Origin of the sequence: Lentihominibacter sp. (assembly GCF_046951855.1) — a bacterium.
Classification (GTDB): Bacteria; Bacillota; Clostridia; order Peptostreptococcales; family Anaerovoracaceae; genus Lentihominibacter; species Lentihominibacter hominis.
The window spans coordinates 28,948-53,875 of record NZ_JBKTXS010000013.1; the positions used below are offsets into that span (position 1 = coordinate 28,948).

The following is a 24,928-nucleotide window of genomic DNA, read 5'->3' on the forward strand; positions in this document are numbered from 1 at the left end:
TCTTAAGTTTACCTAATGCTGACTCGTATATTATAGTAACCTTTTAACCTATAAGTCAACCGTTATTATGTTAAAAAACTAATACCGGTATACAGCCATGATATGGTGATAGTAACACTAAAGTAACAGCATTTCGAGGCAATTTGAGGTTGACCTGTGTCAAATGAAATTGTATAATTGTATACAGAAATACAAAAAATGATCACAGATTCAGGAGGTAATTACATAATGGGCAAGACATTAGCGTATAAGATTTTAGAAAACCATATAGTGGAAGGTAAGCTGTCGCCTGGTGAGGAAATCACAATAAGGATAGATCAGACGCTGACTCAGGATTCAACGGGAACAATGGTTTATCTGCAGCTTGAAGCAATGGAGATAGATAAGGTTAAGACAGAGTTATCCGTTGCTTATATAGATCATAATACACTTCAGACAGGTTTTGAGAATGCTGATGACCACGAATTCATCAAGAGCGTGGCGAAGAGACATGGTGTCCTTTTTTCAAAGCCGGGAAATGGCATATGTCATCAGCTGCATCTTGAAAATTACGGAAAACCGGGGAAAACTCTTCTTGGCTCGGACAGTCATACGCCGACAGGCGGCGGGTTGGGAATGATCGCCATAGGGGCAGGGGGTCTTGATGTGGCTGTAGCTATGGCCAAGGGAACATATAGCCTTACGGCTCCTAAGGTGGTAAAAGTAGAGCTTAAGGGGACTCTTAAACCATGGGTATCGGCAAAGGATGTTATTCTTTATGTATTACAGCAGCTTACTGTAAAAGGCGGCGTAGGTAAGATCATAGAGTATACAGGCGAAGGCGTAAAAAGCCTTTCTGTTACAGATAGGGCGACCATAACCAATATGGGAGCTGAGCTGGGTGCAACTACATCTGTATTCCCAAGTGATGAAAATACATTGGAATATCTCAAATGTCAGGGCAGAGAAGAAGACTATACCCCTCTCAGTGCTGATGAAGATGCAGCATATGACGAAGAACTTATAGTAGATTTGGATTCTCTCACACCTCTTGCGGCAATGCCTCATAGCCCTGATAATGTAGACAGTGTAAAAAATATAGGCGAGATAAAGATAGATCAGGTAGCGATTGGAAGCTGCACAAACTCCTCATATACAGATTTGATGAAAGTAGCCGCTATATTAAAAGGAAAGAAAGTTCATCCTGATGTAAGTCTTGTGATTTCGCCCGGATCGAGCAAGATTCTTGCGAAAATGGCTGAAAACGGAGCTTTGGCAGATATTATAAGTTCAGGAGCAAGAATAATAGAAAATGCATGCGGCCCATGTATCGGAATGGGACAGTCTCCTAAATCAGGAGCGGTTTCTCTCAGGACTTTCAACAGGAACTTTAAAGGAAGAAGCGGAACGCTTGATGCAGATGTTTATCTTGTGAGTCCTGAGACAGCAGCTGTTTCTGCTATAAAAGGCGTTTTGACAGACGGAATGATTAGCGGAGAATCACTTCCTGAAATTTCAAATACAGAATTCACACCAAATGATAATTTCATCGTATATCCAAAGGGCTGTGATACTGAAAATACAGAGGTAGTGATGGGTCCGAATATAAAACCTTTCCCAAGAAACTCAGACCTTCCCGAGAACGTAGAGGCAAAGGTAGTTCTTCATGCAGGAGACAATATAACGACAGATGATATAATGCCTTCTGATTCGAGGCTTTTGCCTTATAGATCCAATATACCATATCTTTCGAACTATTGTTTTGAGAAGATAGACGGCGGCTTTTCCCAAAGATGTAAAGAAGCTGGACAGTGCGTTATCATAGGCGGTGACAATTACGGACAGGGAAGCAGCAGAGAGCATGCTGCACTGGCGCCTTTATATTTGGGAGTTAAATTCGTAATAGCCAAATCATTTGCCAGAATACACAGATCAAACCTGATAAACAGTGGAATACTTCCTCTTGTATTTAAAAATTCTGCCGATTATGATACTTTTGATCTGGGGGATCAGCTTATAATTGAGAATGCTCCGTCACAGGTAAAAAATGATACTATAGAAGTAAAAAATATAACAAAGGGTAAGGTATACAGTACGAAATCTAATTTTTCAGATCTGGAAATAAATATGATATTAAAAGGTGGTAAGATAAATGCCATCAAGGAGGATTAATATGACATATACAGAACATTTTAGGAAAATCGTAGAAGAACAGCTGGAAAGAGTAGAGAAGCTTAAAAACTCTCCTGCCGCCGCCGACTTTTCTTCTATGGATAAGATAGTAATAGGAACTGTGGATGGGGATGGTATCGGTCCCATTATTATGGATTCTTGTAGAAAAGTTCTGGAAAAATTGCTTGCCGAAGAAATCAGTACCGGTAAAATAGAACTGCGGAAGATAGATGGCCTTACTCTCGAAAACAGAATTGCTAAAATGGAGACAGTTCCTTCTGATGTGCTTGCTGCCATAAAAGAGTGTGATCTTTTGCTTAAAGGTCCTACTACTACTCCGGGAAAAGGTGATAATCTTCCTAATATAGAAAGCGCCAATGTGACATTGAGGAGAGAGTTGGATTTATTTGCTAATGTAAGACCTGTAGTTATTCCTGAAAAAAACATCGATTGGATTTTTTACAGAGAAAACACAGAAGGTGAATACGCTTTAGGCAGCAAGGGTATAGATATTAATGAGGACATATCAATAGACTTTAAGGTGACGACATCTATGGGGACGATCAGGCTGGCGAAAGCGGCTTTCGAGTATGCCAAGAACAATGGGAACAAGAATGTTTCTATCGTTACAAAGGCCAACATCATGAAAAAAACAGACGGCAAGTTTCTGAGTCTGTGCTACGATGTAGCTAAAGATTATCCTGATATAAAAACAGACGACTGGTATGTGGACATCATGGCAGCTAATCTTGTCAATGATCAGATAAACAGTAATTTCAATGTAGTTATACTTCCTAATCTTTATGGTGATATTATAACAGACGAAGCTGCTCAGCTGCAGGGAGGTGTAGGCACGGCAGGAAGCGCCAATATCGGAAGTAAATATGCAATGTTTGAAGCTATACATGGATCAGCCCCACGTATGATGGAAGAGGGCATAGGAGAATATGCAAACCCTGCCAGCATTAACAGAGCGGCAGTAATGATGTTGAGACATATCGGAATGACAGAAAAAGCTTCTAAACTTGAATCAGCTCTTGATGCGGCTCAAGAATCTTTGGATATGCCGGGAGATGGAACAGGCAATACAGCTGCAGACTTTACTGGTTTTGTATTGGACAGGATTTAAGTATGGTGATCTGATATGGTACTATACAAATTTTCCGATGAAACGGAAATAAGCAACGCGCCTCTTTCCACAAGCCTTTTGGGGAAATTGCAAAAAGATATACTGACCGGTAAACTTAAACCCGGGCAGAAGCTGACAGAGCAGCAACTTTGCAAAACTTACGGGGTGAGCAGAACTCCTGTAAGAGAAGCGCTGCGTCAGCTTGAGACTGATGGTCTTGTAGAGAATATTCTCAACAGAGGAGCGTTTGTCGTGGGAATGACAGATCAGGATTATGAAGACATGTTTGAACTGAGAAAAGCGTATGAAGTTCAGGCAGTGAAGTGGGCCATCGAAAGGATAAGTGAAGAAGAGATGGATCGGCTTGAAGAGACTTTTGAGTTTATGGAATTTTATACTATGAGAAATGATATAGACAAGATGCTGACCATTAATACAGGTTTTCATCAGGTTATATATGAGGCTTCGCATAATAAGATGCTAAAGAAGCTTCTGTCATCTTATCAGAACTTTCTTAAGTATAAAGGTGCTGAATCTGTATATGATGATAATTATCTGACAACTGTGCTTGAAGAACACAGAGCGATTTTTAAGGCCTTTAAGGATAAAGACACTAAGGCAGGAGCCTTGGCAATGGAAATACATATCAACAGAGCTAAAGAAAGGCGCTGTGGGATATGATCGGAGGTGACCACAGATGGAAAGAAATAATGTATGGTCTTCATACAATAGGGATCAGCTGACAGAGCTGGATCGTATAAACACGATGTATAAATCCTGTTTGGATGAAGGAAAAACTGAGAGAGAGTGCGTGAAAATAGCGGTACGCATGGCTGAAGAGAAGGGCTATAGAGATATCAAAGGGCTCATAAAGGATCAGACAGAAGTAAAGCACGGTGATAAGGTCTATGCAGTATGTATGAATAAGAGTATATCGTTGTTTAACATAGGAGAAGAGCCGCTTGAAAGAGGAATGAATATACTGGGAGCGCATATTGATTCTCCGAGGATAGATGTGAAACAAAATCCTCTGTATGAGAGTGAAGAATTCGCGTATCTTGATACTCACTATTACGGAGGTATCAAAAAATACCAGTGGGTGACTCTTCCGCTGGCTATTCACGGTGTTGTAGCAAAGAAAAACGGTGAGATTAAGGAACTTTGCATAGGTGAAAAAGATGATGATCCGGTTTTCGCCGTTACTGATCTTCTGATACATCTGGCTGCAAAGCAGATGGAAAAAAAAGCAGGCATCGTGATTGAAGGTGAGAAACTTGACCTTCTTATTGGTAGCCGTCCTGTCGGAAAAGAAGATGGATTCAGAGAAGAAGAAAAGGAAGCTATAAAAAGCAATGTATTGAAGCTCCTAAGAGAATATTACGATATGTCGGAGGAAGACTTTGTATCTGCAGAACTTGAGATAGTCCCTGCAGGAAAGGCGAGAGACATGGGGCTTGACAGAAGCATGGTAATGGCATATGGTCAGGATGACAGAGTATGTGCCTTTACGTCATTGTTTGCTATGCTTGATGTGGATGAACCCCAAAAGACATCATGTTGTATTTTGGTCGATAAAGAGGAAATAGGGAGTGTAGGTGCCACGGGAATGCAGTCCAGATTCTTTGAGAATACTGTGGCGGAGCTGTTGGCTCTTATGGGAGAGACCTCTGATCTTAAAGTAAGACGTGCTTTGCAGAATTCTAAAATGCTGTCTTCTGATGTAAGCGCTGCTTATGATCCTATGTTTACGGAAGTATTTGAAAAGAGAAGTTCTGCATTCTTTTCAAAAGGGCTTGTATTCAATAAATTTACCGGGAGCAGGGGAAAAAGCGGATCTAATGATGCCAATGCAGAATATCTGGCAGCCATAAGAAAGGCTCTTGATGAAGATCATGTAGCTTATCAGTTCGCCGAACTGGGTAAAGTGGATGCCGGTGGCGGCGGTACTATCGCTTATATTATGGCAAACTATGGTATGGAAGTTATCGACAGCGGTGTAGCGGTGCTGTGTATGCATGCGCCGTGGGAGATCGCCAGTAAGGCTGATATATATGAGGCTTATAAAGGATATAAGGCATTCCTGAAAAATATGTAATATTGATTTGTATAGATATAAAAATATGCGGCAGCCATTGGCCGCCGCATTATTCGTTATTTGCGGTCTGATATTTTTTTGTGAAAAGCTTCATAGTCTTTCTTCCATTTATCTTTTTGTTTTTTTGTTATGTCGCTTTCAGGCAGATTTATTTCTTCCTTCAATTTTCTGCCGAAATCATTGGTCACAGTGACAGCTCCTGCGTAGTTAAGATGGTTTCCTCCGTCTTTGGTATGTAGTTTCCAATCGAAGTCTTGAGGGTATGTGAGATTATAATCATAATACCGAAGACCGTATTGATCGGCAAGTTTCTGTGTGGCCTGAGACTTGGAAATATTCCATGTATTGGCCGAAGGAACTGTTATAAGAATCAACTGTATATTATTATTTTTACATTTGTCATATATATCCTTGAAAATTTTTTTGTTGTCGGAACTGATTCTTGCAGTTTTTGTTTTACTGCTGCACATATAATCTTGCTGAGAGATATAAGGTTTTATTTTATCTGAGTAAGCCATTCCTTTGTTGTGAAATTTGTAAAAGTTTCGGGAATGATGAATAAATGCTGATAAACTTAGTTTTTTCCATCTGTCGTGATATTTTATCAGTGGAAAATAGTAGTTGATTGCGGAAATTATAGCGCTGTCCCCGTTATCAACAGAATCCTTTATTTTTTTGAATAATGAGGTATGTTTTGTTTTAGAGTTTCTAAAATGAGGATTTTTTCCGGAAAACATACAGTCTGTTTCAAGAACTAAAAGCTTAGGCTTCTGATATTTAAGTATGTCATCTATATCGTTTGATATTTCTTGAAGACTGTTGTTAGGCCGGCCGGAGACAGCTGAGGTTATGCCTGTTACGTGGTACATATCTACTGGGGAAATTCCTCTGTACATATCACTGTTGCCGATGAATATGACATCCAGAGAATTCCTGTCCTCTCCTCTGTAAGCATTTGATATTCTCGACTCCATGCCGTCTTCCGACGAGTTTCCGCTTACGGTGAATACTTTTGAAAGAAATATAAATATCAATACGAATAAACTCATAAATATAACAGCTCTGATAATATTTCGTATATTTTTTGTATTGATGTTCATGATTTTCTTCCTTTCTAAAATTCTCCATATATGAATGTAGTGTTGGCGAAATTTCCTCCGTAGGCTCCGAATATAATTATGGAAAACAGCAGTATTATATATATAGTCCAGCGAATGGGAATAATCTGTTTGGACAGTGTTTCTCTGATATTCATACCCTTTTCCTGTAAATATGATATAGTTAAAAGTAGCATGAAAGAAATCGCAAGAATAAAATAATCCCATATATGGATTCCTTTCACCATCAGTGCACCGCTGAATATTTGAGATATATTAAAATTTGTAAATATTCCGGTGAATACAGAACATGCTTGACTCAGGCTGCCAGACCTGAATATCATCATTCCGAAACAGACTATGATACATGTTCTGATAACTTCAAAAATATGATATCCGTGAGAGTTTCTGGAAACATGTAGTTTTGCAAGACATTTGTCTGATAAGGGTTTTGCTGCTTGTCCCATCATCATGAGAATGTAGTAATACAATCCATAGAATATATATTTTATACTTGCTCCGTGCCACAGACCGTTACAGAACCAAACGAAGAATAAAGCGTAAGCGCTGGGGATGAGAGCAAGGAGATATTTTGAATTTATATGTTTTCTTATTTTTTCGTTTATTTTTTTAAAATGTCCGGAGAGACTTACAGGGTAAAATACGTAATCTTTTAACCATTCCCCAAGTGTGATATGCCATCGTCTCCAGAATTCATTTATAGATCTGGAGAAAAAAGGACGTTTGAAGTTTTCAGATATAGTTATACCAAACATTTGAGAAGTTCCGCATACCATATCCATACATCCGGAAAATTCAGTATATATTTGAAGTGTATAGAGAAGTATGGCAATGATAAATACGCTGCCGCTATACATATCCTCATGTGAAAAAACTGTATTGACAATAAGGCCTGCTCTGTCTGCTATGACAAATTTTTTGAACAGTCCCCAGACAAGTCGTATTCCTCCGTTTTTAATTCTGTCATAATCCGGCCTATGAGATTGACGAAATTGATTGGACAGAGGGGCATAACGGTCAAAAGGTCCTTCGATTATATGAGGGAAGTAACAGAGAAAAAGCAGAAGCATTAAAGGATTGCGCTCTGCTGTTATAGTTTTTCTGTATACATCTGTAATATAACTTATACCCATGAGTGTGTAGTAGGATATCCCTAAAGGCATCAGGATTTTCAGTACAGGTATAGGATGCCCGATGCCTGATGCACTCATAGCCTGATTTATTATGGAGCCAAAAAAATTAAAGTATTTAGTACTGAAAATCATGAGGATCATAAGTATAATAGATGCAGCAGCGATAATTTTCTTTTTTCTCTCAGCCTTTTTTCTCAGCTCTTTTCTCTGATTTTTTTCTAATTCTTTTTTTCTTATGGCGAATTTGTCTTCTATGGTTTGAATGATAAGGGCTCCTGTATATATGACAGTTGCGGCGGCCAGAAGGAAAGCCGTTTTTACTCCACATGAAAGTATGTAAAAAAACATTGATGCAGCCAGAAGAACGCCCCACTGTATTTTTTTTGGGACTGAAAAATACAGTACTCCTGTAGCCAGAAGAAAAAAGAGAAAGACTATTGTTGTATAACTCATAACTTACATATCCTTAAATTTCTTCATCCTGAAGCTTTTTAATAAGTTTCATTATATTTTCTGTGGAGTTGAAATTTTCAGGAATTATATCAGGAACTTTTATATCTACATCAAACTCATCGTTTATTTCCGATACAAGCATTATAATATTCATAGAATCAAGATCACCTGATGAAAACAAGTCGGTTCTGCCTTCAAAATTAACATCGGGTTTTATTTCGTGTAAAATTTTCAGTAATTCTTTCATGTTGTTACCTCATCTTTCTGTCAGTTGTTATGTATTTTTTTAATTTGGCTCTGTCAATTTTACCATTAGCATTATATGGCATAACTTTTATTTTGATAATTTCATCAGGAAGCATATAAGACGGAATCTTCTTTTTGAGTGTTTCTGATATCTGCTCAGGCTCTTTGACTTTACCCTCACAGATAAGAAGTATGCGTCCGCTTTCACTGTCACAGACTGCTGCGGCAGATTTTATCCCTTTCAGGGATATGGCAGCGGCTTCAATTTCTCCTAATTCTATGCGATATCCCATTCTTTTTATTTGAAAATCTTTTCGTGATATATATATATATTCCCCTTTTTCGTTTAATCTGGCCAGATCTCCGGTTTTGTATATTCTTTCCGGATATGATTTATTAAGCGGGTTTTGCGGAAATGCTGCCTCTGTTTTTTCGGGATCGTTATAATAGCCTGATGCCAGAAAAGAACCTCGAACTGCAATTTCTCCTTCTTCTCCCGGAGCTGCCATGCGGCCATCTTCTGTAAGCAGAAATACATCACAGTTGTTACATGGCTTTCCTATAGGAAGCTGTTCATCATCTTTAAATTCTCTGTCTATAACATAAAATGTACATATATCTGTTGTTTCTGTGGGACCAAAAAGATTGGCATAAACACATTTAGGCAGAAAACGGATCCAGTAGTTAAGATGTTTTACAGGCATTACTTCTCCTGCAAACAGAACTTTTTCTATATACATAAGCTTTTCATATTGAAAAAGGTTCCAGTTTGAAGCTATGGCAAGGGCGGAAGGAACCCAGTAGATTGTATTGATCTGCCGGCTGTTCATGTATTCTATCAGTTTTATGGGAAATGAAAACATCATTTTGGGAATAAGGGTATATGTTCCTCCGCATTTTAGTGTAGAAAAAAGATCTGTCACTGACATAGAAAAATAAAGAGGAGTCTGTGATCCGAAGATGGTAGTCTGGCTAAAGCTAAATTCCTCTGATACCCATTCAATATAATTTATGACACTTCTATGGGAAAGGACAGTTCCTTTGGGAGTTCCGGAAGAACCACTGGTAAAAAGAACATACAGAGGATCAGAATCTATCATGTATAATCTGGCTCTGCTGAGAAACTTATTGTCTATGTGATCTTTTACTGCTTCTTCATATAGAATCAGCTGTATGTTTTCAGAATCTTCCTCCGAAAGATATTTAAGTTGGCCGGCAATGGAAAGACTGTCATTGTCAGTTATTACTGCTCTGGGCTTTAAAGCTTGGAATATTTCATTGATCCTGGATAGAGGAGAATGGATATCTATGACTGTGTAGAAACAACCTGCGTATACAGCGGCAAACATAGATTCTATGCATTCAACACTTCGTTCGATCATTATAGCTACAGGACTGTTTTTAGACAGGGATTTCAGAGACCCTGCTATTTTTTTAGAATTGTTCATTAGCTGGAGAAAAGAAACCTCACGTTTTTCATCTGTGAATCCTATTTTGTGAGGATTTTTTTCCGCAGTTTTTTCAAGATATTCAAGTATATTTTTCATATATGGTCACACCCCTTTTGTTATGACCATGATATAAAAGAAATGTTTAAATATAAAGGAGGTAAATTCTTAATAATTTATTAATTTTGGTTCAAAGACTACAGAAGGTTTTGATGAATAAGAAAATTAGCAGCTTGTATTTCAGGGCAGAAAAGTCTGAATACGGACGGGTTCAGGAAAATGCTTTCCTCTCTGTTTTCTTTGAGGCTTTCCGAAATATAGATTACAAAAGACATGCGAAGATCGGAATCAGCAACAATACTTTTTATTATATCGACAGATTTTTTTGTATCTGACCATTTGACCGATTTAAACTGTGACAGAGATTCCGAAAAAGAAGGCGTATTTTGAAAAGCTTTAAGTTGTTTTTGTATTAATGATATGAAATTTTTTCTGTCATATATCAGACAGGGATCAAGGCCAAGAAAATCAGCGGCATTCTCAGCGCCTTTCAGCTGATGAGGAGTAAAATTATTTTTCCTGAATGTATATATCTTTCCGTCGTATTTGTTAAAATTGCGCATTGTATCAAGAAATCCCAGTGTCATTATTTTAGTTGTGTTGATTTTGTCGAATATAAGAAAGTTGCCGAGCGACAGATGGCTTTTTATAAGGTGAAATTCTTCGCATATGTCTGCCGCTTCATTTAAGACGTTTTGCTTTATTACTCCTGTGGCCTGAAGATCAACAGCTATTATGCGGGAAGCTTTTTGTTGCATAGCCATGGAGACGGGAAGATTGTCACGGTATCCTCCGTCTATGAAACTTTTGCCGTTTATATTGTATTTTCTTACAGCAGGAAAACATGAGGCGCTGGCCATGATGTAATCTATAAGTCTTCCTTTGGGAATATCATTTTTGTAAAGTGAGTATTCTTTAAAGGAAGGGAATTCTGTAGTTACAAGGCCATAGCCCATGTGAGATTTTCTTAGTCGTTCTTCATCTATGTATTTGTGAAGAAGCTCCGAAAGGCCGGAACTTCCTGCGCCTCTGTGAAGAATGATTTCCTTTGCATATAGAAGAGTGTCATCTGTATGACTTTCGTTTTCGCCTATATCAAATATCATGGATGTTTCAAGCTGCAGCCATAGATTTTCTGCAAGATTGAGATCATCCTGAACGATCATGGCTCCGTTGATGGCTCCCACAGAAGTTCCCATGACCATATCAATTTGTATGCCCAGAGTCTTTAAAGCCTTCCAAACACCTATCTCGTATGCCCCCCTGCTTCCTCCGCCACTGAGTACTAATGCTGTTTTTTTCATGTGAATACTGCCTCCTTAAAGTATTATAGCCAAATTATAAGATCTGTGACAGAATATATAAGGAGAGTTTTCGCCAAAATTATCAAATAATGCAGAACTTTAATAAACAAATATATTGCTGCAAATATTTTTTGCTATTAATATATAAATGAAAAAACCTTGAGCATCTACTGGACATATTAGAAGACTTTTAATAATTGTGGTGATATGGAGGAGATCTGACATATATGAGTAATGAGAACATAATAAAAATATGTGATAAGCCTTTAAGCATCAGTGTTTATGCAGTTAAAGACAAGTCCTTGCATATGCATGATGCAGGAATGCTGGAAATAATCTTTTGCCTTACAGGTACTGTTAAATTTTCGTATGCATATGAGGAGTTCACTCTGAATGCAGGTGAATATGTTTCCGTGGACAGAGACGCCTACTATCTTCACAGTGATGGATATAACATGTGTGCATCTTTTTATGTTGATTTAATGGCCTTTGAGGAAAAATACCCTAATATTAAATATCAGATGTTTGTATGTGAAGGCTGCAGACAGACGACTATGGAGTACCCTACAATATATCACGACAGACTGAGAGGAAAACTGATAACATTGTTGAAGATAATACTGGAGGGAAATGCAGCGGAAAATGCTGAAAGAATCGGAAATATTACGAGTTCGGTAGTGGATCTCTTTGTTTCCCACTTTGATATAGTTTTGTTTCATTCAGGGAAAATTGAAATGAATCGGGATATTTTGGCAAGATGTCAACAAATATACGCATATCTGGGTAAGCGTTTTTGGGAAAAAGTAACATTGGATGATCTTGCTTCTCATCTTGGGCTGAGCGGAAGTTATCTTTCCGAATTTATGTTAAAATGGTCAATTGGCTTTCGCAGAATGCTTTCTTATATAAGAGCAAATAGATCAGAGTGGTTTCTCATAAATACTGACAAGACTATTGTTGAGATTTCCGAAGAATGTGGCTTTTCGGATCCACAGTATTACTATAAAGCTTTTAAGGAGTGGTATAAATGTACTCCCAGACAGTTTCGTCAAAAGTACGTAAGGCATTTAGATGATAGTATGGTTTATTATGAACCGCGTGTTGTCAGGAGTATAGTAGATGACCTTATGGTGGAACATTATATAAATATGTTTGAAGAATAAAATATTGTCTATTATAGAGATAAAAGATAGAAAACAACAATTAAAAGACATTGTATTGGATAAACTCTCTGAATATTATGAAATTATAATCATTGTAATATTTAGGGAGGTTTTATTTATGAATGAAAAGAAACAAAAACGAGAAATTTCTCTCAAACGGACACTGACACTGCCGCTTATCATTATGTTTGGATTGTCTTATCTGGCGCCTACGGTAGTTTTCAATTATTACGGACTTTTTACACCAGGAACACATGGTATGTATACTCTGGCTTTGTGTACGACTGCAGTAGTGATGGCTTTTACAGCGTATAGCTATACGCAGATGGTGAAAGCATATCCTTCCGCAGGCTCTGCATATACTTATATAAGCAAATCAGTGCAGCCACATTTAGGTTTTCTGTCGGGTTGGGTAATGCTTGTTGATTATTTGCTTCTTCCGATGATCTGTTATCTCCTTCTTGGTGTTTATATCAATGAATATTTTCCGATGATACCGGTATGGGCAATAGTTGTAGTTGTTGCAGCCATAGGTATGATAATAAATATAGTAGGAATAAAGACAGCAAGCATTATAGATACAATAGTTACTTGCGCAGCAATTGCTTTCACTATTCTTTTCGTGGCCTGTATAGTTAGATATGTGACAGGAGGCGGAGGAGCGGGAACTCTTTTTGATCCTTCGGCATTTTATAACCCGGATAATTTTGAACTTAAAGGAGTGCTTTCGGCTTCTGCGGTACTGTGTGCATCTTTTGTGGGTTTTGATGCAGTAACAACGCTGGCAGAAGAAGCCAAGGAGCCGGAGAAAGTGATGGGGAAGGCTATTATGGGGGTAGTTATTGGAGCAGGAATAATTTTTGCCATAGTGGCTTATTTTTCTCAGATAGCATGGCCTTCAGCACATGTAGATATTCAGGATCCTGATACCGGAATATTCGAGCTGTTCCCTCATATAGGAATGAGTTGGCTGGGCACAGTATTCTTTATCGTTGATAATTGTGGAAGTTTTGTATGTGCATTGGCAGGAATGGGCGCTGTTTCACGTATACTTTATGGCATGGGTAGGGATAATATCCTTCCGAAAAAATTCTTTGGAAGGATATCACCAAAATTCCGTACACCTGTGAATAATATAATTTTGACGACCTTGATCGCCCTTACGGCGCTGTTTTATCAGGATAATGTTATGGGTGCAGCATCTCTGGTATCTTTTGGAGCTGTATGCGGATTTTTTATGGTTAATTTTTCTGTTATAAGTCATTATATCATCAAAGGCAGAGAGAAAGGATTTTCCGCTATGATCAGACATTTAGCTGTTCCTGCTCTCGGAATGATGAGTCTGTTGGCGGTCTTCTATTTTATAGAAACACCTGCGAAGATTCTGGGAGGGATATGGCTTTTGACCGGCGTGATATATTTGCTGATTAAAACAAAGGGATTCAGACAGTTGCCTCCTGAAATGAAAATAGATGAATAGCGTTCAAGGAGGAAATAAAATGATAACTGTAATAAAAAATGCTCAGATATACACTTGTAATGAGAAACATCCCAAGGCAGACTGTATAGTATTGGACGATAAGAATATTATTTATGTGGGAACTGAAGATGAAGCAAAAGAATTCTGCGGTGCAGATTCAAAAATTCATGATGCACATGGTAAGTTTCTTATGCCCGGAATAATAGATAGTCACATACATCCCGGTTGGGTGACAAAAAGCCTTTGGCATGTACGTCTTCCATGGACAGATAATGTGGATGAGCTTCTGACTTTTGTTAAAAAATACGGAGAGAATCATCCTAAGTCGGAATGTCCGTTTTTGTATTTTGAATATTATCCTACTTCTATGTTTAATGAGAAAGGACCGGATAAAGCTTTGCTGGATGAGGCTATAAGCGATAGACCTGTGCTTTGCCAGGACTTTGGCGAGCACTTATGCTGGGTTAACAGCAGAATGCTGGAATTGCTGGAAATAGACAAAAACACGCCTGATCCGGGTCCTTTGGAAACTTTCGCAAGAGATAATGAAGGTAATCCTACAGGTTGGATCAGAGAAATGGCATGGATGAAATTCGCAGATAATATGTTTAGATCTATCGGATGGTATCCGCCGGAAGAGTTGAACACAAAGACGATGAGAGGATTTTTCAATTTTCTTGAAAACAGCGGTATCACGGCGATCGCAGATGGATTTATAGAAAATGATGATCAGATAAAGGCTATATATGAGATGGATATGGCAGGTCAGTTAAATGTATACTATGATGGCATGGTAAGATTCTGGAGCTTGGAGGATCTTCCTGAAAAGATAGCAGTTCTTCGCAAGTATCAGAGACAGTATACAACAGATCATGTAAAGATAAATACTATGAAACTGTTTCTGGATGGTACTAATGAGAGCGGCAATTCAGCATCTCTTCATGAACATATTAACGATCCCGGAAATTATGGCGAGATAATGATGGAGAAGGAGGAACTTATAAGATGTCTGCTTATGTGTAATGACGAGTGCTTGGATTTGCATATACATATGGTGGGGGACAGAGCTTTTCGTATAGGATGTGACGCTGTTGAAGAAGCTCAGGCTATAGCTGGAAGAAACGGTATTCCATGGGTGTGCAGACCGACCTTTGCTCATTGTGAGATCGTGGATCCATCTGATATGCAAAGGCCTGTGCAGTTGGGAGTTTATATAAACTGGTCATGTCACTGGTCGGGCGGGTATTTTGGCGAGGAGGCTATGAATTATTATTCGAAAGAAAAATGGGAACGAATGTATCAGTTTAATTCTATAATAAAAAGCGGAGCTACAGTTGCTTTTTCAAGTGATGTAGTTACAGGATATGAGCTGCACAGGGCTTATCCTTTCTTTGGTATGCAGGTGGCAGCAACAAGGATAGATCCTGAATTCCCTCTGGATCCGAGAAGATATCCGGATTCAGCAAGGCCCCCGCTGTCAGCAAAGCTTAGCATTTCAGATCTGCTTAAGGGTTATACTTTAAATAGTGCAGTTCAGATGAGATGGGAGAAAATAATGGGGACTTTGGAGAAGGGAAAGATAGCCAATATTTTAATCCTTGATAAGAATCCTTTTGATGTCCCGGATAATCAAATAAAAGATATAAATGTTGAAACGGTAATATTTGACGGAAAAACTATTAAGGGAAGCATATAAAAAATATTTTATATGGATATAAGGGCAGGATGAAGATATTATGATAAAGGGTGATCTGCTTATTTCTCCTGCTTTTAGAGGGCGCTTTTACGGAGAAGGCTTTAAAAGAAAGATTTTATCTGCAAGAGAAGTATAGATGATTGGAGTCCTTTAAAAATTTCGGTTTATAAAGTTTGAATATTTTGATAAAAGTTTCCGTTATATTTGATTTTTCATGATAATGGGGACTTTTTTATTGTTGGAAGAACAGAGAATAAAAGGATAGATCTGATAATGATTTTTTTATGTTGGAAGACTTGTAAATTGCTATTTTTTAAAAACATAAGTTCTTGATATTGAACATACGTTCTCAAAGTGATAAAATACAATATATTACTTGAGAAAAGGAAGGGCAGATAATGGAATCCATCATGAAAAAGTTAAAGATATTAGCTGACAGTGCAAAATATGATGTATCATGTTCCAGCAGCGGGGTAGGAAGACACAACGATGGTAATATAGGAAGCGCTCATGCTTCAGGCATATGCCACTCATGGGGCGCTGACGGCAGATGTATTTCGCTGCTCAAAGTATTGTTCACTAATAAATGTGTATATGACTGTGAATATTGTGTTAATAAAAGGAGCAATGATTTTCCCAGGGCTTCTTTTGAACCTGATGAGCTGGCTAGGCTTACGATAGAATTTTACCGCCGCAATTACATAGAGGGATTATTTTTGAGTTCTGCAGTCGAGATTTCTCCTGATCATACAGCAGAACGTATTCTCGAATCATTGCAGCTGCTCAGGGTCAAATACGGCTTTGCCGGATATATACATGCTAAGATAATCCCCGGTGTTTCTCCTGAACTGCTGCACTGTATAGGTCTTTTTGCAGATAGGCTAAGTGTTAATATAGAAATGCCTACATCAAAGAGCCTCTCACTGCTTGCACCTCAGAAAAAACCAAAGGAGATTTTTGCTCCCATGAGGCAGATTACCAATTCATTAATAGAACGCAATATCCTTACAGGTCCGGGAACTATGTTCAAAGGACAGAACTTGAATACAGAAAAAAGCTATATTGGAGGAGGCAGAAAACATCTGGGCAAAATGGGAGAAGACTTGACAGAGGATATGAATTGCTCTGCCGATTACGAAAAATATATAGGATTTTTTGAAGATACTGATAGCGCGATGAAAGACCGTATTGTACAGCGAAATAAAACAGGAGTATCTTCACTGAAATTTGCTAAAAGGGACAAGAGTTTTGCCCCTGCAGGTCAGACGACGCAGATGATAATAGGGGCAGGAGGGGAATCGGATAAGAGTATTCTTACTACCAGTGAGAATCTCTATAGGACTTTTAAAATGAAGCGAGTGTATTATTCAGCATATATCCCTGTAGTGGAATCTCCTGTACTCCCTGACAGTACATCGCTACCTCCTTTGGAAAGAGAACACCGCATATATCAGGCTGATTGGCTGCTCCGATTTTATGGTTTTTCCGTTAAAGAGTTATTTGGCGGAAAAGAAATAAATCTCGATCCGGATCTTGATCCTAAAGTTGCTTGGGCACTCAGAAATCTCGAACTTTTTCCCTTGGAAGTGAATAAAGCTTCTTTTGAAATGCTCATGAGAATACCGGGAATAGGGGCTGTTTCAGCAAAACGTATAATCAGACAGAGAAGAGTGTCGGCGGTAAGGTTTGAGGATCTTAAAAAAATGGGAGTAGTGCTGAAACGAGCCAAGTATTTTCTTACCTGTCTGGGCCGGTATTATGGAGAGAGGCGTTTTGAGCAGGATGTTATAAGAAATGCTATATTACAGATGGAGGATGGGCTTCAGGTATCTATGTTTGATAATACATGGAACAGGCTTCAGAAAGGAGAGCGGCAGGAAAAGCTGTCTTCTGCCGGATTGATATGATAGATTATCTTTATGATGGTACATTTGAAGGAATATTGACATGTATATACCATAATTACTATACCGATAAGGCTTCCGGAATATTCAGGAAAGATGAATATCAGTCTACTTTGCTCGGAGGATGTATGGATATTAAAACTGATCCTGTGAAAGCCACTATTGTATATGAGGCAATAGAGAAGAAGATATCATCTTACGATCTTCGGCGTATATATAAGGTCTATCTTTCAAATGATTCGGACAAGGAAACAAAGATCTTGAAATATGTACTTCTCGGTTTTCATAAAGGGGCGAGTGTATCAATGCTCCATAGCTTCCCGGAGGTGTTTGATATTCAATCCATAGAAAAAAAGGTGGACGTTGAGCGGGAAAGGATGCTGCAGTTTGTGCGGTTTTCCGTAATGAAAAATAATATTCTTTATGGGCGGATTGAGCCTGATAATGATGTACTTGAACTGATAGCCTCACATTTCTGCGATAGATATAAGAACGATCCTTTTATAATACATGACATAGGGAGAAGAAAAGCGCTGATTGCTTATCAGAGGCGTTGGTATATATCCTTGTTTGACGATAAGGATGTTCCTGAGGTTTCAGCTGATGAACAGAATTATCGTAGATTGTGGAAGAATTATTTTGATAATATCGCTGTAAGAGAACGGACAAATCCCAGATGTCAGAAAAACTTTATGCCTGTTAGATACTGGAAAAATCTTACTGAAATGACTGTTTTGAAAAACGGATAAAATAATGTGCTGAATGGAATAGTCTTTGCTAATAAAAATCACCGTATATATTGCAAAAAAATTCATAAAATTATATACTTTGAATTAGATAGTTAAGACAAAAGCTCGTATGGAAGGGAGCAGGTGAAATTATGAAATATGAAATAAAAGGGGAGACACTTCCCGTAGTTATATGTCAGCTGGAAGCCGGTGAAAAAATGCTGACTGAAGGCGGCGGAATGTCATGGATGTCGTCTAATATGAAGATGGAGACTACAAGCAATGGAGGAGTAGGAAAGGCTTTAGGCAGGATGTTTGCCGGAGAGAAACTTTTTCAGAACATATATACTGCTCAGGGAGGACCGGGAATGATTGCATTTGCATCAAGTTTTCCGGGATCTATAAGGGCTTTTGAGATCTCACCGGGCAATGAGCTTATATGTCAGAAGAGCGTATTTCTTGCAGGAGAAATAGGCATCGATCTTTCAGTATTTTTTAATAAAAAGATAGGCAGTGGACTGTTTGGCGGAGAAGGTTTTGTTATGCAGAAGCTTAGCGGAAATGGCATTGTGTTCGGAGAGTTTGACGGCCATGTTATAGAATATTCTCTGAAAGCAGGACAACAGCTGATAGTAGATACAGGTCATCTTGCTGCAATGTCTGCGACATGTAATATGGAAATACAGACAGTTCCGGGGATGAAAAATAAATTCCTGGGAGGAGAAGGATTATTTAATACTGTCATAACAGGTCCCGGTCATGTTTGGCTTCAGACGATGCCTTTGTCAAATGTTGCAGGAGTTCTCAGACCGTACTTCCCTTCGGGAAACTAATGGAGAACAGTAATATGGACAAAAGGGTAAGAAAAGCAGTAGATGAGAGCAAATCGGTAGTGTTTTTCGGAGGGGCCGGAGTTTCTACTGAAAGCAATATACCTGACTTCAGATCGGAATCAGGTCTTTACAACGCTATGAATAAATATGGATATTCACCGGAACAAATGCTTTCAAGGTCATTTTTTATGGAACATACAGAGATGTTCTTTGATTATTATAAGAAAAATTTGTTATATCCTGATGCACAGCCTAATAAAGCGCATATAGCTCTTGCAGAAATGGAAAAAACGGGGAAATTAACCGGTGTAGTAACGCAAAATATAGACGGACTTCATCAGAAGGCAGGAAGCAGAATTGTTTATGAGTTGCATGGGTCTGTCCTCAGAAACAAATGTATGGAGTGCGGAACCGGTTATGATTTGGAATATATAATAGATGAAAGCAATTGTGAAATCGGAGTTCCTAAGTGTAAAAAGTGTGGAGGTATTGTGAAACCGGAGGTGGTTCTTTATGAAGAATCACTCGATGAGAGAGTTGTGATGGGCGCTGTGAATGCTATAAGCAAAGCAGATACTCTTATAGTGGGAGGGACTTCTCTTGTTGTATATCCTGCAGCCGGCTTGATCAATTATTTTTCAGGAAAAAATCTTATCCTGATAAATAAATCCGAAACAGAATATGATGACAGAGCCGCTCTTGTTATAAACGATTCAATAGGCAAGGTTCTGGGTGATTGAGCGTATATATTGCATCCCTTTGAAAAGACTATATTTTCAGGGGATGTTTTATGATTGAGATACAAAAAACTTTTACATGTATGCGGTTTATTTTAAGATTTTTTTATGATATAATCAACACCATATACAACTGGATATAAGAGGTAGATTAATGAATATATTAGTATCTAATGATGACGGAATAAATGCGCAGGGTATAAAAGAGTTGGTGAAAGCACTGTCAGCAGAAGCCTCTGTTTATGTATGTGCTCCTGACGGACAGAGGAGTGCCAGCGGACATGGTATTACGGTTTCCAAGCATATATCGGTACGTGAAGTATGTTTTGAAAATGCAGAATATGCACTGAGCACTTCCGGAACGCCTGCGGACTGTGTAAAGCTGGGGATGAAGATACTGGCCGATAAGGGTATCAAAATAGATATGGTGTTTTCCGGTATTAATCATGGAGGCAATTTAGGGACAGATACGTTATACTCGGGGACTGTTTCGGCAGCGTTGGAAGGGAATATATGCGGCGTACCGGCCGTGGCTGTTTCTGTAAATAGTCATAATGCCGAACATTTTGAATATGCGTGTTATTTGGCGGTTGAAGTTCTTAAAAAAACAGAGGGCACATTATCTCCTGACATTGTACTGAATATAAACACACCCAACCTTCCGGAAGATGAAATAAAAGGACTGAAGTATACAACACTTGGGAAACGGGAATATAAGGAGTTCTTTGCTCCTGTGGATCTTGGTGACGGTACGGCAGCATACAAATATAACGGAGAACCTGTAGTATATGAAGGCCTTCCCGATACGATAGATGTGATAGCTATGCAGGAGGGATATGCCAGTATTACACCTATACACCGTGATTTGACGGCATACGAGATGGTAGATGAAATAAAAAAGTGGAGGATAGAGTGATGAGTTTACTTACAAGAGACAATACAGCATTTGTAGTTATCGATCTTCAGGAAAAACTTATGCCGGCCATGAGCAACGAAGCAAAGCTTGAAGAAAAAACAGTAAAACTGATAAAAGGAATGAAAGTCTTCGATATTCCTACTGTTGTTACGCAGCAGTACACTAAGGGGCTGGGCGCAACGATACCGTCAGTGACAGAGGCGCTGGGCAGTTTTGAACATGTGGAGAAAAATACTTTCGGATGCATGGCCAATGAGGAGTTTGCTGCTAAAATAAAAGGATTTGACAAAAAAAATATAGTAGTATGCGGAATAGAGGCGCATATATGTGTACAGCAGACTGTATTGCAGCTGATGGAAGCCGGCTATAATGTGTATTTGGCTGTAGACTGCGTATCATCAAGAAGTGAGGAAGATAAGCTTTGGAGTATAACCAGAATGGGTGAGGCAGGAGCGGTCATAACAACTTATGAATCGATATTGTATGAGATTCTGAGGGATTCTAAAGCCGAAGGATTTAAGGCGGTCTCAGCTATAGTGAAATAAGAAGACCGTGGGAAGAGAGAAAGACAATGTTTATGTTTGATAACGAGATATCTATAGACAATAGAGAGATACTCGAAGAATATTTAAACGGATATGAATATAAGACATCGGGGCTCTCATTTTCATCTCAGTATATGTGGCGAAATATCAATCAGTTTAGCTGGGATCTCGTGGGCGAGTATATGTGTATAAGCGGAGTGAGTCATTTAGAACTTGAAGAGGATATAATTCTTCCGTTTATGTTTCCTCCTCTTACAAAAGACGGGAAATATGATAAAGATGCCCTGAGAGAGACTATATATAAAAGCAAAGAGATATTTGAAAAAAAGGGTCAGCCTTTTAGCTTGAGACTGGTTCCGTCTCATATGACCGGCATTATTCTTGAAGCTTGTCCTGAAATAGAGTTTGAAGATGATCGACCTAATTATGATTATATTTACCTTACTCAGGATCTGATAAATCTTAAGGGAAAGGCATATCATGGGAAGAAAAATCATCTTAATTATTTTAAGAAGACGTATGAATATGAATATGTAGAGCTTACCGAAGATATGGCTGACAGAGCTATGAAATTCATATCAGATTTCAACAGAAAAAAGGAGATCCCGCCTCATGAGATGGAATTGCTTAAAATGGAAGAAGAGGCGATGGAAGATGTTTTTAATAATCTTGATAAGGCAGGATACAGCGCAGGAGCTATAATGATAGATGGAAGTATAGAAGCTGTAGCTGTAGGAGGTCAGCTGGGGAAGAATACTGTCACTGAACATGTTGAGAAGGCAAATACTGATTTCAGAGGACTGTATCAGGCTATAAACAATGAATTCTGCAAACATGTTGCTTCGAAAGCGGAGTATATAAACCGGGAAGAAGATATGGGTATAGAGAATTTGCGAAAATCCAAATTATCTTATAAGCCGGTAGAACTTTTGGCAAAATATATAGGGATATTTAAATAAAATATATTTGAATATATTATATTTATATTAATAATTAATCATTAAAAGGAGGAAATTCATTATGAGAGATGTTGTAATTGCAAGTGCAGTAAGAACTCCGATCGGAAGCTTCGGCGGTAGTCTCAAAAATGTTTCAGCGAGAACATTGGGAGCTACTGCGATTAAGGAAGCAATCAAAAGGGCAGGAATAGATCCGGCAACCATTGATGAAGTGGTTTATGGATGTGTTCTTCAGGGGGGCCTCGGACAGAATGTTGCAAGACAGGCGGCCATGGATGCGGGAATTCCGAAGGAAGTACCGGCTATGACATTGAACAAAGTATGCGGATCAGGACTGAGAACTGTTTCTCTGGCTGCACAGATGATTAAAGCCGGAGATGCCGACATCATTGTTGCGGGCGGTACCGAGAACATGTCTGCTACAGCTTATGCTGTTCCTACTGCCAGATGGGGAGCTAGAATGAACGATAACAAGATTATTGATATGATGACAAACGATGGTCTGACATGCGCGTTCAACAACTACCATATGGGGATCACTGCTGAAAACGTAGCCGAACAGTGGAACCTTACAAGGGAAGAACTGGACGAATTCGCTGCCAAATCACAGCAAAAAGCTGTTGCAGCTGTAAATTCAGGAAGATTTGATGATGAAATTGTTCCTGTAGAAGTTCCTCAAAGAAAGGGAGATCCTATCATATTTGATAAAGATGAGTATCCTAAAGACGGAGTAACAGCTGAAGGAATCGCTAAGCTCAGACCTGCTTTTAAGAAAGATGGTATGGTAACAGCGGCAAATGCTTCCGGAATTAATGATGCAGCAGCAGCTCTCATAGTAATGTCAAAGGAAAAAGCCGATGAACTGGGAATTAAGCCGCTCTGCACTATAAAATCATATGCTTCAGCAGGAGTTGATCCAAGCATAATGGGTATTGGACCTATACCTGCTTCTAAAAAAGCTCTCGACAAGGCCGGTATGACCATAGATGATATCGATCTTATCGAAGCTAATGAAGCTTTTGCAGCTCAGTGTATAGCAGTAGGAAAAGATCTGGGCTTTGAAGATGAAAAGCTTAATGTCAACGGAGGAGCGATTGCTTTAGGACATCCGATAGGGGCTTCCGGAGCAAGGATTCTTATAACGCTTATCTATGAGATGATAAAACAAGATGCCAAGACGGGACTTGCTACGCTCTGCATTGGAGGCGGTCAGGCAACTACGATGATTGTTGAACGATAAATAAAAATCAGGCAGGTAATTGCCATATGATATTGGAAGGATTGCTGCACCAGGAAAAATCTCCGGTGCAGCAAGCTTTTTTTTGATGCGGCGGGGAATATAGAATGCCATTCGCAGCCTGCATATGATGATTTATTCTTTACTGAAGGAATTATCCTTATGGTGGATGTCGATATATCTAAAAGTATACTTTATATTGCTATGCTTTTGATACAGCCACTTTGCATAATAAAATGAGTCAAATCGTTTTATAGACGAGCCTATTTTGGGCAGTTGAATGTTGGTGTGCTAAGAAAGGAAATTTGGTTGATGAAAAAAAGAAGTAAATTGATGAGCGCACTGTTAGCGTTATGTTTGATAATAGGCATAATACCGATAACAGCATCTGCGCAGGATACAGAAAAGGAAGCCCCTGGTACGACATGGACTGATGAAGGTAATTATGATACTGGCTGGTATGATGCTGACACTACAAAGGATGTGTTTGAAATCAGCAGTGCAGAACAGCTTGCGGGACTTGCCAAGCTGGTGACGACAAGGACGGAACAGAAAAATTTTAGCGGAAAGACTATTAAACTGACAGAAGATATTGATTTATCCGCCCATAAGTGGACTCGTATAGGATACGATTCATTTAGGGCATTTTCTGGAACATTTGATGGCGGCGGCCATACTATTACAGGCATGGACAGCGCAATTCCGTGTATCCCACCTTCTCCGGGAGAAACCTTTCCTGATGCCAATTATGCACGCGGTCTGTTTGGGTATGTGAAAGATGGAAATATAAAGAATGTTGTACTTAAAAACCCTTCTGTAATAAATGCAGACAAGGCATATACAAGTGCTGTAGTAGGATATGCCAGAGGTTGTGATATTACAAATTGCAAGGTAATTGATGGGAATATAAGCGGCGGAAGTCAAATGGGAGGTATAGTCGGACTTTCTGTAGGCGGCACTATAAGTGATTGTACTGTAACGAATACAAATATAAACGGACAGGCAAATTACGTAGGAGGTATAGCCGGCTTCTTTGCAAATGATGGAAAGACTACCACTGGTGATTCAAGAATTATTGACTGTACTGTAACCGGTGGAGAGGTAACTGGTTCAGCCCATGTGGGAGGTATAGCCGGAGCTAACACAGATGGCTCAACCTCGCCATATAATTACGGAGACGAGATAAGAGGCTGTTATGCTAATACATCTGTAACAGGAGAAACAACGAGAATAGGCGGTATTGTAGGCAGGATGCAAAATGCATTTCCTGGAGATACTGTGGTTACAGTTTCAGAATGTATATCGGGCAGTAAAGTGACACAGACAGGAAAGGCTGCCGGTAATGACACTGTAGGCGGAATAGTCGGATTTGCAGATAGAAATGTTAATATAGAATCATGCTATTCCACAGGGAACATAGAAGGGCAAACGTTTGTAGGCGGAATAGCCGGGATCAATAACGGAGAGATTGAGGCGTGTTATTTCGCAGGTAATATTAAGAGTCGCGGGGGTGAGCTGGGAGGTATCACAGGACGAACTCAATACGGGATGGTGAAAAATTGTTATTCAACAGGTAATGTTACAGGACATGAA

The 24,928-nt window shown here is 39.0% G+C and carries 21 protein-coding genes; 16 read left to right on the forward strand and 5 right to left on the reverse strand.

Going from position 1 to position 24,928, the window contains the following annotated elements:
* Positions 1 to 228: 228 nt before the first annotated feature.
* Genes ACLR96_RS05190 through ACLR96_RS05205 form a run of 4 tightly spaced genes read left to right on the forward strand, consistent with a single transcriptional unit; the run spans position 229 to position 5,375 of the window.
* Positions 229 to 2,151: an aconitate hydratase gene (locus ACLR96_RS05190; RefSeq protein ID WP_177268336.1), complete on the forward strand. Its 1,923-nt coding sequence runs from the start codon at positions 229 to 231 to the stop codon at positions 2,149 to 2,151.
* Between the two features lies 1 nt (position 2,152).
* Complete coding sequence (locus tag ACLR96_RS05195) at positions 2,153 to 3,280, forward strand: isocitrate/isopropylmalate family dehydrogenase (protein ID WP_177268334.1); 1,128 nt, start codon at positions 2,153 to 2,155, stop codon at positions 3,278 to 3,280.
* Between the two features lie 15 nt (positions 3,281 to 3,295).
* Positions 3,296 to 3,961, forward strand: coding sequence for a GntR family transcriptional regulator (locus ACLR96_RS05200; protein WP_177268332.1), 666 nt, complete (start codon positions 3,296 to 3,298; stop codon positions 3,959 to 3,961).
* A 16-nt stretch (positions 3,962 to 3,977) separates the two neighbouring features.
* Positions 3,978 to 5,375, forward strand: a complete 1,398-nt coding sequence (locus tag ACLR96_RS05205) for an aminopeptidase (RefSeq protein ID WP_177268330.1) — start codon at positions 3,978 to 3,980, stop codon at positions 5,373 to 5,375.
* A gap of 56 nt (positions 5,376 to 5,431) precedes the next feature.
* Here the strand turns inward: ACLR96_RS05205 and ACLR96_RS05210 are convergent, their stop codons facing one another.
* From ACLR96_RS05210 to ACLR96_RS05230, 5 genes are all read right to left on the reverse strand, one after another.
* Positions 5,432 to 6,475, reverse strand: coding sequence for a hypothetical protein (locus ACLR96_RS05210; RefSeq protein ID WP_177268328.1), 1,044 nt, complete (start codon positions 6,473 to 6,475; stop codon positions 5,432 to 5,434).
* Positions 6,476 to 6,489: 14 nt separating this feature from the next.
* A complete protein-coding gene (locus tag ACLR96_RS05215) occupies positions 6,490 to 8,079 on the reverse strand; it encodes an MBOAT family protein (protein WP_177268326.1) in 1,590 nt (529 codons plus the stop codon).
* A gap of 13 nt (positions 8,080 to 8,092) precedes the next feature.
* Positions 8,093 to 8,326 carry an acyl carrier protein gene (locus tag ACLR96_RS05220; protein WP_177268324.1) on the reverse strand — a complete coding sequence of 78 codons (234 nt, stop codon included), beginning with the start codon at positions 8,324 to 8,326 and terminating at the stop codon, positions 8,093 to 8,095.
* Positions 8,327 to 8,330: 4 nt separating this feature from the next.
* The gene (locus ACLR96_RS05225) at positions 8,331 to 9,872 is read right to left on the reverse strand and encodes an AMP-binding protein (RefSeq protein ID WP_177268322.1); all 1,542 of its coding nucleotides are present in this window, start codon (positions 9,870 to 9,872) and stop codon (positions 8,331 to 8,333) included.
* A 98-nt stretch (positions 9,873 to 9,970) separates the two neighbouring features.
* Positions 9,971 to 11,137 (reverse strand): patatin-like phospholipase family protein, encoded by a 1,167-nt coding sequence (locus ACLR96_RS05230; protein ID WP_177268320.1) that lies wholly within the window; start codon positions 11,135 to 11,137, stop codon positions 9,971 to 9,973.
* A gap of 227 nt (positions 11,138 to 11,364) precedes the next feature.
* Here ACLR96_RS05230 and ACLR96_RS05235 point away from each other — a divergent pair, with 227 nt between their 5' ends.
* From ACLR96_RS05235 to ACLR96_RS05290, 12 genes are all read left to right on the forward strand, one after another.
* Positions 11,365 to 12,300, forward strand: a complete 936-nt coding sequence (locus ACLR96_RS05235) for a helix-turn-helix transcriptional regulator (RefSeq protein WP_177268318.1) — start codon at positions 11,365 to 11,367, stop codon at positions 12,298 to 12,300.
* Positions 12,301 to 12,418: 118 nt separating this feature from the next.
* Entirely contained in the window at positions 12,419 to 13,780 is a 1,362-nt protein-coding gene (locus ACLR96_RS05240) for an APC family permease (protein ID WP_177268316.1), read from the forward strand.
* Positions 13,781 to 13,799: 19 nt separating this feature from the next.
* Positions 13,800 to 15,476: an amidohydrolase family protein gene (locus tag ACLR96_RS05245; protein ID WP_177268314.1), complete on the forward strand. Its 1,677-nt coding sequence runs from the start codon at positions 13,800 to 13,802 to the stop codon at positions 15,474 to 15,476.
* Positions 15,477 to 15,874: 398 nt separating this feature from the next.
* Positions 15,875 to 17,383 (forward strand): putative DNA modification/repair radical SAM protein, encoded by a 1,509-nt coding sequence (locus ACLR96_RS05250; RefSeq protein ID WP_177268312.1) that lies wholly within the window; start codon positions 15,875 to 15,877, stop codon positions 17,381 to 17,383.
* On the forward strand, positions 17,380 to 18,129 hold the full coding sequence (locus ACLR96_RS05255; RefSeq protein WP_177268310.1) for a TIGR03915 family putative DNA repair protein: 750 nt from the start codon (positions 17,380 to 17,382) through the stop codon (positions 18,127 to 18,129). The genes ACLR96_RS05250 and ACLR96_RS05255 overlap by 4 nt, the downstream gene beginning before the upstream one ends.
* A 131-nt stretch (positions 18,130 to 18,260) precedes the next feature.
* On the forward strand, positions 18,261 to 18,941 hold the full coding sequence (locus ACLR96_RS05260) for a TIGR00266 family protein (protein WP_177268308.1): 681 nt from the start codon (positions 18,261 to 18,263) through the stop codon (positions 18,939 to 18,941).
* Positions 18,942 to 18,955: 14 nt separating this feature from the next.
* A complete protein-coding gene (locus ACLR96_RS05265) occupies positions 18,956 to 19,681 on the forward strand; it encodes an NAD-dependent protein deacylase (protein ID WP_177268306.1) in 726 nt (241 codons plus the stop codon).
* Positions 19,682 to 19,832: 151 nt separating this feature from the next.
* On the forward strand, positions 19,833 to 20,594 hold the full coding sequence (gene surE / locus ACLR96_RS05270) for a 5'/3'-nucleotidase SurE (RefSeq protein ID WP_177268304.1): 762 nt from the start codon (positions 19,833 to 19,835) through the stop codon (positions 20,592 to 20,594).
* On the forward strand, positions 20,594 to 21,139 hold the full coding sequence (locus tag ACLR96_RS05275) for a hydrolase (protein ID WP_177268296.1): 546 nt from the start codon (positions 20,594 to 20,596) through the stop codon (positions 21,137 to 21,139). The genes surE and ACLR96_RS05275 overlap by 1 nt, the downstream gene beginning before the upstream one ends.
* A 26-nt stretch (positions 21,140 to 21,165) precedes the next feature.
* Entirely contained in the window at positions 21,166 to 22,098 is a 933-nt protein-coding gene (locus ACLR96_RS05280; protein ID WP_177268294.1) for a phosphatidylglycerol lysyltransferase domain-containing protein, read from the forward strand.
* A 61-nt stretch (positions 22,099 to 22,159) separates the two neighbouring features.
* Positions 22,160 to 23,338 carry an acetyl-CoA C-acetyltransferase gene (locus ACLR96_RS05285; RefSeq protein WP_177268292.1) on the forward strand — a complete coding sequence of 393 codons (1,179 nt, stop codon included), beginning with the start codon at positions 22,160 to 22,162 and terminating at the stop codon, positions 23,336 to 23,338.
* A gap of 309 nt (positions 23,339 to 23,647) precedes the next feature.
* Positions 23,648 to 24,928 (forward strand): GLUG motif-containing protein (locus tag ACLR96_RS05290; RefSeq protein WP_412265375.1); only part of this gene is annotated, 1,281 nt, incomplete at its 3' end.

Excerpts from the sequence above, each read along its gene's own strand:
- ACLR96_RS05190 (WP_177268336.1), top strand. The coding sequence starts at position 229 with ATGGGCAAGACATTAGCGTATAAGATTTTAGAAAACCATATAGTGGAA.
- ACLR96_RS05210 (WP_177268328.1), bottom strand. The coding sequence starts at position 6,475 with ATGAACATCAATACAAAAAATATACGAAATATTATCAGAGCTGTTATA.
- surE (WP_177268304.1), top strand. The coding sequence starts at position 19,833 with ATGAATATATTAGTATCTAATGATGACGGAATAAATGCGCAGGGTATA.
- ACLR96_RS05250 (WP_177268312.1), top strand. The coding sequence starts at position 15,875 with ATGGAATCCATCATGAAAAAGTTAAAGATATTAGCTGACAGTGCAAAA.
- ACLR96_RS05220 (WP_177268324.1), bottom strand. The coding sequence starts at position 8,326 with ATGAAAGAATTACTGAAAATTTTACACGAAATAAAACCCGATGTTAAT.
- ACLR96_RS05230 (WP_177268320.1), bottom strand. The coding sequence starts at position 11,137 with ATGAAAAAAACAGCATTAGTACTCAGTGGCGGAGGAAGCAGGGGGGCA.
- ACLR96_RS05200 (WP_177268332.1), top strand. The coding sequence starts at position 3,296 with ATGGTACTATACAAATTTTCCGATGAAACGGAAATAAGCAACGCGCCT.
- ACLR96_RS05195 (WP_177268334.1), top strand. The coding sequence starts at position 2,153 with ATGACATATACAGAACATTTTAGGAAAATCGTAGAAGAACAGCTGGAA.
- ACLR96_RS05260 (WP_177268308.1), top strand. The coding sequence starts at position 18,261 with ATGAAATATGAAATAAAAGGGGAGACACTTCCCGTAGTTATATGTCAG.
- ACLR96_RS05205 (WP_177268330.1), top strand. The coding sequence starts at position 3,978 with ATGGAAAGAAATAATGTATGGTCTTCATACAATAGGGATCAGCTGACA.
- ACLR96_RS05285 (WP_177268292.1), top strand. The coding sequence starts at position 22,160 with ATGAGAGATGTTGTAATTGCAAGTGCAGTAAGAACTCCGATCGGAAGC.
- ACLR96_RS05280 (WP_177268294.1), top strand. The coding sequence starts at position 21,166 with ATGTTTATGTTTGATAACGAGATATCTATAGACAATAGAGAGATACTC.
- ACLR96_RS05255 (WP_177268310.1), top strand. The coding sequence starts at position 17,380 with ATGATAGATTATCTTTATGATGGTACATTTGAAGGAATATTGACATGT.
- ACLR96_RS05235 (WP_177268318.1), top strand. The coding sequence starts at position 11,365 with ATGAGTAATGAGAACATAATAAAAATATGTGATAAGCCTTTAAGCATC.
- ACLR96_RS05275 (WP_177268296.1), top strand. The coding sequence starts at position 20,594 with ATGAGTTTACTTACAAGAGACAATACAGCATTTGTAGTTATCGATCTT.
- ACLR96_RS05225 (WP_177268322.1), bottom strand. The coding sequence starts at position 9,872 with ATGAAAAATATACTTGAATATCTTGAAAAAACTGCGGAAAAAAATCCT.
- ACLR96_RS05265 (WP_177268306.1), top strand. The coding sequence starts at position 18,956 with ATGGACAAAAGGGTAAGAAAAGCAGTAGATGAGAGCAAATCGGTAGTG.
- ACLR96_RS05240 (WP_177268316.1), top strand. The coding sequence starts at position 12,419 with ATGAATGAAAAGAAACAAAAACGAGAAATTTCTCTCAAACGGACACTG.
- ACLR96_RS05245 (WP_177268314.1), top strand. The coding sequence starts at position 13,800 with ATGATAACTGTAATAAAAAATGCTCAGATATACACTTGTAATGAGAAA.
- ACLR96_RS05215 (WP_177268326.1), bottom strand. The coding sequence starts at position 8,079 with ATGAGTTATACAACAATAGTCTTTCTCTTTTTTCTTCTGGCTACAGGA.